Below are 8,730 nucleotides of genomic sequence, written 5' to 3'. Positions count from 1 at the left end.
GTCATTCGCCATAACACATTATTGCTACAACACTCCTCCGTTTGTTCAAAAGCAATTGCACGGGCACAGTACATAATAATCCCCAGTTTCGCCATTTCCGAAGGCTGGAACGTGAACCCGATTCCCGGAATCGTCACCCAACGCCCCGCATCATTCAACGTCGTACCCGCAAACTTCGCCCACAACAGGAATATCAACGACATCCCCAGCACGATCTTGGCAAACGAAAGGAAATACTTGTAGTGAAACGACTGCAATGTCAGAATCACCACCATACACCCGAACATCAAAAACAACTGTTTAATCAAATAATAACTGGTATTCCCTCCCCGCACACGAAACGCCAGACTCCCCGTCGAAGAATACACCACGATCAACGAGGCCAGCATCAACCCGATGACCACGTACCACAACGTCCGATCCCCCTTAAATACCACCTTATTCTTTAGATTCAACATACTGATTTCTCGATTTATGATTTAGCGATTTAGTGATTTAGTGATCTCCGATTAAGTGATTATAAAATCACCTAATCATTAAATCGGCAATCACAGAATCCTCTCGTCTTTCAACTTTTAGTTTTTATCTTTTAGTTTTTAACTTTTTCACCTTCTCCTTAAACATCTCCCCTCTATTCTCGTAATTCTTAAACAAGTCAAAACTAGCGCAACAAGGAGAAAGCAGAACCACATCCCCCTTCTCTGCCCGGCGATAAGCCACCTCCATCGTCTCATCCAGACTATGAGTATCCACCACCTCACAGATCGGCGAAAACGCCTCGATCAACTTCTTATTATCCACTCCCATACAAATCAATAACTTCACCTTCTCCTTCACCAAATCAAACAACACGCTGTAATCATTTCCTTTATCCGTTCCTCCCGCAATCCACACCACCGGAGCGTGCATACTATCCAAAGCATACCAAGCCGAATCCACGTTTGTTGCCTTTGAATCATTAATATAAGTAACACCATTCACCACGTCCACCGTCTCCAAACGATGCTCCACCTGCGGGAATGTTGTCAACCCCTTCCTCAAATCCTCATCACTCACCCCAGCCTTCAAAGCGGCTAATATTGCTGCCATCGCATTATACACGTTATGCCGTCCTTGAATCGTGATCTCCTGTTTGGCAATCCGGAACTCCCGATCTCCCCAGTGAGCCACCACAACATCCCCATCCATGTAAGCATTCACCCCGGCGTAATCCGAGTAAGTGAACCCGACTGCCTCCGGCACAATATCCCCCCGTTTCACTCTCTCCCGCACTACCTCGCAGTCATAACCATATATAAACAAATCCTCCTTCCGCATATTATTCAATATCCGGAACTTCGAATTCGCATAATTCTCAAATTTATAATCATACCGATCCAGATGATCCGGTGTAATATTCGTCAATATCGCCGTGTCACAACGGAATTGGAACATCCCGTCCAACTGAAAACTAGACAACTCCACCACGTACACCCGATGCAAATCGTCAGCCACCTGTGCCGCCAAACTATTCCCCACGTTCCCCGCCAGTCCCACGTCATACCCGGCCTTCTCCAATATATGATACAGCAACAAAGTAGTAGTAGTCTTCCCGTTACTCCCCGTGATACAATACATCTTCGCATCCGTGTGCCGTCCCGCAAACTCGATCTCGGAAATCACCTCAATTCCCTTCTCCCTCAGCCCCACGATCATCGGCAGCTTATCCGGAATACCCGGACTCTTCACCACCAAATCTGCGGCGAAAATGCGTCCTTCCGTGTGTTGCCCCTCTTCATACTCTACCCCCAATTCCTCCAACACACGCTTATACTTGTCGGCCAACTTCCCCTTGTCCGACAAAAAAACCTCATACCCTAACTTCTTTCCTAACTTGGCAGCTCCCGCTCCACTTTCTCCTCCGCCTAAAATAACCAACCGTTCCATCATTTTAGATTTTAAATCTTACGAATTAAATGATTTAGTAATTTCCGATTAGGAGATTCCCGCTCACGATCCAATACTCTTTTCAATCTCTGAATCATTAAATCGCCAATCACTGAATCTCTTTATTTTAAATTTCTTCTATCGTATTTTCAACGTCACAATCGTTATCACCGCCAGCGCGATTCCCACGATCCAGAACCGGGTCACGATCTTCGGTTCCGGAATCCCTTTCTTCTGGAAATGGTGATGTAACGGGGACATCAGGAATATCCGTCGTCCCTCCCCGAACTTCTTCTTTGTATATTTAAAATAGCTGACCTGCATCATCACCGACAAATTCTCCACGAGGAAAATACCACACAAGATAGGGATCAGCAACTCCTTATGAATCATGATTGCGAACACGGCAATAATTCCCCCCAGCGACAAACTCCCCGTGTCACCCATAAACACTTGAGCCGGAAACGAGTTATACCACAGGAACCCGATCGTCGCCCCGATAAACGCGGCAATAAACACCACCAGCTCCCCCGAATGTGGAATATACATGATATTCAAGTAATCCGCGTACACCATATTACCCGACACGTACGCCAGAATACCCAACGTCGCCCCCACGATAGCCGAAGTCCCCGTTGCCAGACCATCCAATCCATCCGTCAGGTTCGCCCCGTTCGACACCGCCGTAACAATCACGATCGTGATAATAATAAACACGATCCAACCGATCTCCTCGGCATAGTCCCCGAAAAGCGCCCCGAACCAAGCGTAATCAAACTCGTTATTCTTGAAAAAAGGTATCGTCGTCTTGGTCGATTTTATATCTTTCGTCAAAACGGTCTGGTTCGTCTCGGACACAAACCCCTCGTCCACCGTGCTGGTTACCACCCCGACTTCCGAAATGGAAACCTTCTCCCGGATCAGCACGTCATCGCTCACGTAAAGAGTTACCCCCACGATCAGCCCCAGACCCACTTGTCCGATCACCTTGAAACGTCCCTTCAACCCCTCCTTGTGCTTCCGGAACACTTTGATATAATCATCCAGAAAACCGATCAGCCCCAACCAGATCGTCGAAACAATCATCAACTGGATATACACGTTATCCAACCGGGCAAACAAAACCACCGGAACCAAAATCGCCAGCAGGATAATCACCCCGCCCATCGTCGGTGTTCCCTTCTTCTGCATCTGCCCTTCCAACCCCAAGTCTCGGATTTCCTCCCCAACCTGTTGCTTCTGCAAAATACGGATAATACGCTTTCCCACCACCGTGGCAATCAACAATGACAAAATCACCGCACAAGCCGACCGGAACGTGATGTATTGAAACATTCCCGCTCCCGGGAAATCAAACTGTTCTAAATAATCAAAGATATGATAAAACATGACCTACAACTTAAATATTTCCTTAATAACCTCTTTATCATCAAAATGATGTTTCACACCCTTTATCTCTTGGTAATCCTCGTGTCCTTTCCCGGCCACCAGCACAATATCTCCCTTCTTCGCCAACATCAACGCTGCACGGATCGCCTCCTTCCGATCGGTAATCGCCAGCACCCGGCTCGCCGCCTCGTCCGGCACCCCGGCTCGCATATCCTCGATTATCGCAACAGGTTCCTCGCTTCGCGGGTTATCGGACGTCAGAATCACCCGGTCACTCAACCGACAGGCAACCTCCGCCATCTCCGGCCGTTTCGTCCGGTCCCGGTCACCCCCGGCACCCACCACCGTGATCACCGTCCCCTCCTTCTTCAGCCCCTCGATCGTCGATAACACGTTCTCCAACGCATCCGGCGTGTGCGCGTAATCCACGATAGCCATCACCCCTTCCTTCGATAAAATGGTCTCGAAACGTCCCGACACCGGCACCAGCATACTCATCACGGGCAACAACTCCTCTTTCCCGAAATCCAACAACCGTGCGCTTGCGTAAACCGCCAGCAAATTATAAGCATTAAAATCCCCCACGAACCTCGTCCACACCTCGCTGCCGTCCAGTAGCAATAACGTCCCGTCCAGATGCCGTTCCAACGTCTTGCAGTTAAAATCCGCCATCCGCTTACAGGAATAAGTATATTTATGAGCTACCGTGTTCTGCAACATCACCATCCCGTTCTTGTCATCCCCGTTCGTCAACGCGAAAGCCTTCTTCGGCAAGCGGTCAAAAAACGCCTTCTTCGCCTCGATATACGCTTTAAAAGTTTTGTGATAATCGAGATGATCGTGCGTGATATTCGAGAAAATCGCCCCATCAAAATCCAACCCGCTAATCCGTCTTTGGTCAATAGCGTGCGAACTCACCTCCATGAAACAATACTCGCACCCGGCATCCTCCATCCGCCCCATCAGCTCGTTCATCTCCATCGCGTCCGGAGTCGTGTGAGTAGCGTGAACCCTCTCGTCCCCAATATAATTACACACCGTTGACAAAAGTCCCGCTTTCCTTCCCAGCAAACGCACCAGCTCGTACAACAGCGTCGCCGTCGTCGTCTTCCCGTTCGTCCCGGTCACCCCGACCACCTTCATCCGGTGGGACGGGTTCCCGTAAAAATTAGAGGCCATCACCCCCAGCGCCTCCGAAGAATTACCCGTCTTCACGTAAACTACCCCCTCTTTCAACTCTCCCGGCACCTCCTCACAGACAACCGCCACGGCTCCTGCCGCCACGGCCTTCCCGATATACCCGTGTCCATCCGCACTCACTCCCCTTTGGGCAACAAACAAATCTCCCTCTCCGACCTTTCTCGAATCGAAGTGTATCATCTTAACCTCTACATCCGGTCTCCCTTGCACGACCTCGCAGGCAACCCCGTCTAACAGCTCTCTTAAATTCATCTCAAAATATTAATTTTAGCTCCTATCTATTCAGTGACTTAATGATTTCCGATTAGTCGATTCTCTCCAATCAACACTCTTTTTAATCACTTAATCATTCAATCGGCAATCACAGAATCTTTTTCATTCTAAACTCTAAATTCTAAATTCTACATTATCTCAACTCAATATGTACATAACTCCCCCTTCTCACCTTCCCTCCCGGAGTCAACGATTGCTGGCTCACCGTACCGACCCCGCTCACCCCGACTTTCAGTCCGCTATTCTCCAACAAGTACAGCGCATCCCTCAGCCCCATTCCCTTCACGTTCGGCACCAGTGTCATATCCACACTCCGGGCTTTCAACACGAACTCCGTCCCCTCCTTATCCCGTGAAGTCATCACCCAATCGGCACGCTCCGCCTCATCCTCCGTCACGTTAATCCCCAGCTCGTCATATATCTCCAGAAAATCACTCTTCAACCCGTTCTGACTGATCGGCAGTGTCTCGTCCTTCTCCTCCTCGTCCTCGTTATTATCCCCCATCAACGATGCCATCGTGTAAATCTTATCGGCAATCTCCTTGAACACGCTACCCGAAACCACGTTTCCATAATACCCCACCGACCGCGACGGGTTATCCACCACCACGATACACGAGTACATCGGCTTGTCCGCCGGGAAATACCCCACGAAACTAGCCCGGTACTTCGGTTCGGAATTATACCCTTTCGACCCCGCAGCTACCTTTGCCGTCCCAGTCTTCCCCGCAATCTTGCAGGCCGCATTCTTCAAATTCTTCGCCGAGCCGTTCTCTACCACCCCTTCCATCATCTGTTTCATATAAGCCACCGTCTGCCGACTGCAAATATGACTACTCACCACCTCCGGTTCGAACCGCTCCACCACCCGGCTCCCGTTACGAATCTCCTTCACGATACGCGGTTTCATCCGTTTCCCGTCATTTGCCAGTGCATTATAAAAAGCCAACACCTGCAATGGCGTAATCTTCAACTCGTACCCGAAACTCATCCAGCGCAGCGTGGTACCGCTCCACGTCTTATCCCCCGGATACTTAATATAAGGATCCGCCTCTCCCGCCAACTCGATCCCCACCTTTTTATTCAACCCCATCGCGTACCACCGGTTCACGAACTTCTCCGGCTGTTGTCTGTAATGCTCATATACTAATTCCGTGATTCCGTTCAGCGAACGCTCGAAAATCCCCTGCACCGTCACCTTACCGATCGGCGACCTCGCCTCCTTCAACGTCACCCCGTTATGCGTGTAAATACCTTTTCCTAAGTCAACCGTGTCCTCCGGGTGAACATACCCGTCCTCCAACAGAGCCACCATCGTTGCCGCCTTGATCACCGAACCCGGTTCCGCGGCATCCCCGATAGCGTTATTCAACACCTCCCGGTACCCCGTCGCCGTCTTCGACACGTTCGCGATGGCCTTTATATCTCCCGTCTTCACGTCCATCAAGATAGCTGTCCCCGCACTAGCCTTGTAATGCTCCAACTGCCGGGTCAAAGCTCCCTGCACAATATCTTGACACTCCACGTTAATCGTCGTCACCACGTCATTCCCGTCCACCGGATCATCCACCGTCACCGAAACCCACCGTCCCGACATCATCTGCCTGATACTCCGTCCCGGTTCTCCCCGCAACTGTTTCTCGAAAGCCCCTTCAATCCCCACGCGTCCCTCGAAACTACCATCCTTCGCCTCGTTCAAGTAACCGATCGTCCGATAGGCCAAATCCCTGTGCGGCTGCAAACGCACGTTTTCCCGTTCCAGAATCAGACCGCTCTTCGTACCCCTTTCCCGAAAAATAGGAAATTTCTTAACCTCCAATAAATCGGTGTAAGAAATTTTCTTCTTGTTCACAAGCAAATAACGATTCGGCTTTGCCCCGTACTTTCCCTGCCACAACTTCTTCCGGTACTCTGCCGTCGGGGCGTCCTTGAAAAAGCGGGACAACATCATCGACAAACTATCCACCTTCTTCCGGAACAGCGTGTCCGGAATCGCCTTGCAATCCAGTCTCAGCGAATAATAAGGAACCGAACTCGCCAGAATTCGCCCGTCATCCGCATATATATTCCCCCGGTTCGGTGCCACTTCAAAATCTTTAAACGACACCGAACGTCCCATCTTCCTCCACTTATCCCCTTCCCATATTTGCACGTGCAGGGCCTTTATTACGATTAGGGCAGCAATCACCATCACGATCAGGTACACAAGTCCCAACCGCCCGGCCAATTCATGTTTTATAGATGCTGCCATGTTATAGTTAAAAATTAAAAGCTAAAAACTAAAAGTTCATACCCATCGTAAAACCTGATAGTCCTTAACCTGTTATTATATCTTTTATCTTTCATCTTTTAGTTTTTAGTTTTTATCTTTTAGTTTTCATCTTTCCAACTACCCCCACTAACTCCCCCTTGCACAAGGGGAAAAACCGCTTGGTAATCAACTCTCCCCCTGTGTAAGGGGGAGCCGGAGGGGGTAGTTTCTTCCACTTTTATCTTTTAGTTTTTATCTTTTATCTACCAAAATCACCTCGTGATTTTGGTAGGCGGTTCCTTACTCTGCACTAAATCCAACCCCGCCTCCTGAATCCGTTTTTCCACCTCCGAGGGAACACTGATCCTCATCAACTCCGAGGCTGTCGTGATCGACTCGAAACGCAACTCGCTCAACTCCTTCTCCATGCTCACCTTCTTCATGTACAACTTCTCCGTTGCATACCCGTTAGCGATATAAACGATTCCCAAAAAAGTCAGGAAAAGAATAAACCCGATGTTTTTACGCAACACGGTATCCGCCAACAAACGCCCATCCAGCAACTCCTTCATCGAATCCCCCAGCACCTCCTTCTGTTCCTGCAACGGTGGCACAAAATCCTTTACCTTCTTTTTCTTAAACCACATCATTCAATTCATTTAAAATTTAAAGTTTAAAATGAAAAAGATTCCGTAATTGCCGATTCGATGATTGGGTGATTAAAATCACTTCATCAATCACTCAATCACAAATCACCTAATCACTTAATCATCTTTTCGTCTTTCCGTTTTTCCGCGATCCGCAACTTTGCACTTCTCGCTCTCGGGTTTCTCTCGATCTCCTCTTCCGACGGCACGATCACCTTCCGGTTCACCAACTCAAAATTCCGTTTCACGTGACCATAAAAATCCTTCTCCACCTTCCCCTCGAAATTACCGCTCTTCAAAAAATTCTTCACGATCCGGTCTTCCAACGAGTGATACGTGATCACCACCAACCGACCACCGGGACGCAACGCCCGCTCCGCCTCCTTCAACATATCCTCCAACGCCTCCAACTCTCCGTTTACCTCGATACGCAAAGCCTGATACACCTGCGCCAAGTACTTCTTCTCCTTCTGTTTCGGCACGCAGGGAGCGATCACCTGCAAAAACTCCTCCGAGCGAGTGATCATCTTCTCCGTCCGGGCCTTCACGATCAGGTCAACCAACCGTCTCACGTTATCCACCTCCCCGTAGTTCCTGAAAATCCGGGTCAAATCCTCCTCGCTATATGTATTCAGAATATCCGTGGCCTTTAGTCGGCTCCGCTGGTTCATCCGCATGTCCAACTCTGCGTCAAACCGGAAGGAGAACCCCCGCCCCGCCTCGTCAAACTCGTGCGACGACACGCCCAAGTCGGCCAGAATCCCGTCTGCCTCGTCGTACCCGCAGTACCTCAAGAAATTCCGCAGATACCTGAAATTATGATTCACGAAAATAAACCGACTATCATCCGGCACGTTAGCCAGCGCGTCGGAATCCTGATCGAAACCGATCAGGCAACCATCCTTCAATCGTTTTAATATCTCTCTCGAATGACCACCGCCCCCGAAAGTCAAATCAAGATACACCCCATCCGGATCAATATTCAACCCCGAAACGGACTCTTCCAACAATACCGGCACGTGATACATGGTTACACAAATTTAA

General features: G+C 49.3%; 7 protein-coding genes. All 7 read right to left on the bottom strand.

The genetic code is table 11. From position 1 onward, the window contains the following. Positions 1-458 (bottom strand): FtsW/RodA/SpoVE family cell cycle protein (locus tag AB5542_RS17575; RefSeq protein WP_368243275.1); only part of this gene is annotated, 458 nt, incomplete at its 3' end. 124 nt (positions 459-582) lie between these two features. Further along, positions 583-1,926: a UDP-N-acetylmuramoyl-L-alanine--D-glutamate ligase gene (murD, locus tag AB5542_RS17570; protein WP_279041222.1), complete on the bottom strand. Its 1,344-nt coding sequence runs from the start codon at positions 1,924-1,926 to the stop codon at positions 583-585. A 138-nt stretch (positions 1,927-2,064) separates the two neighbouring features. Then, complete coding sequence (gene mraY / locus AB5542_RS17565; protein ID WP_087420588.1) at positions 2,065-3,315, bottom strand: phospho-N-acetylmuramoyl-pentapeptide-transferase; 1,251 nt, start codon at positions 3,313-3,315, stop codon at positions 2,065-2,067. A gap of 3 nt (positions 3,316-3,318) precedes the next feature. Then, positions 3,319-4,767: a UDP-N-acetylmuramoyl-L-alanyl-D-glutamate--2,6-diaminopimelate ligase gene (locus tag AB5542_RS17560; RefSeq protein ID WP_279041226.1), complete on the bottom strand. Its 1,449-nt coding sequence runs from the start codon at positions 4,765-4,767 to the stop codon at positions 3,319-3,321. 154 nt (positions 4,768-4,921) lie between these two features. After that, on the bottom strand, positions 4,922-7,039 hold the full coding sequence (locus AB5542_RS17555; protein ID WP_279041228.1) for a penicillin-binding protein: 2,118 nt from the start codon (positions 7,037-7,039) through the stop codon (positions 4,922-4,924). A 272-nt stretch (positions 7,040-7,311) separates the two neighbouring features. Next, positions 7,312-7,689: an FtsL-like putative cell division protein gene (locus AB5542_RS17550; protein WP_118302054.1), complete on the bottom strand. Its 378-nt coding sequence runs from the start codon at positions 7,687-7,689 to the stop codon at positions 7,312-7,314. A 110-nt stretch (positions 7,690-7,799) separates the two neighbouring features. Then, the gene (gene rsmH / locus AB5542_RS17545) at positions 7,800-8,714 is read right to left on the bottom strand and encodes a 16S rRNA (cytosine(1402)-N(4))-methyltransferase RsmH (protein WP_279041231.1); all 915 of its coding nucleotides are present in this window, start codon (positions 8,712-8,714) and stop codon (positions 7,800-7,802) included. Positions 8,715-8,730 lie beyond the last annotated feature (16 nt).

Origin of the sequence: Butyricimonas sp. RTP31003st1_G1_RTP31003_210430, assembly GCF_040920905.1 — a bacterium.
Lineage (GTDB): Bacteria > Bacteroidota > Bacteroidia > Bacteroidales > Marinifilaceae > Butyricimonas > Butyricimonas paravirosa.
Note: the sequence above shows the minus strand (reverse complement) of the source record. Positions and strands in the feature narration are given on the sequence as shown.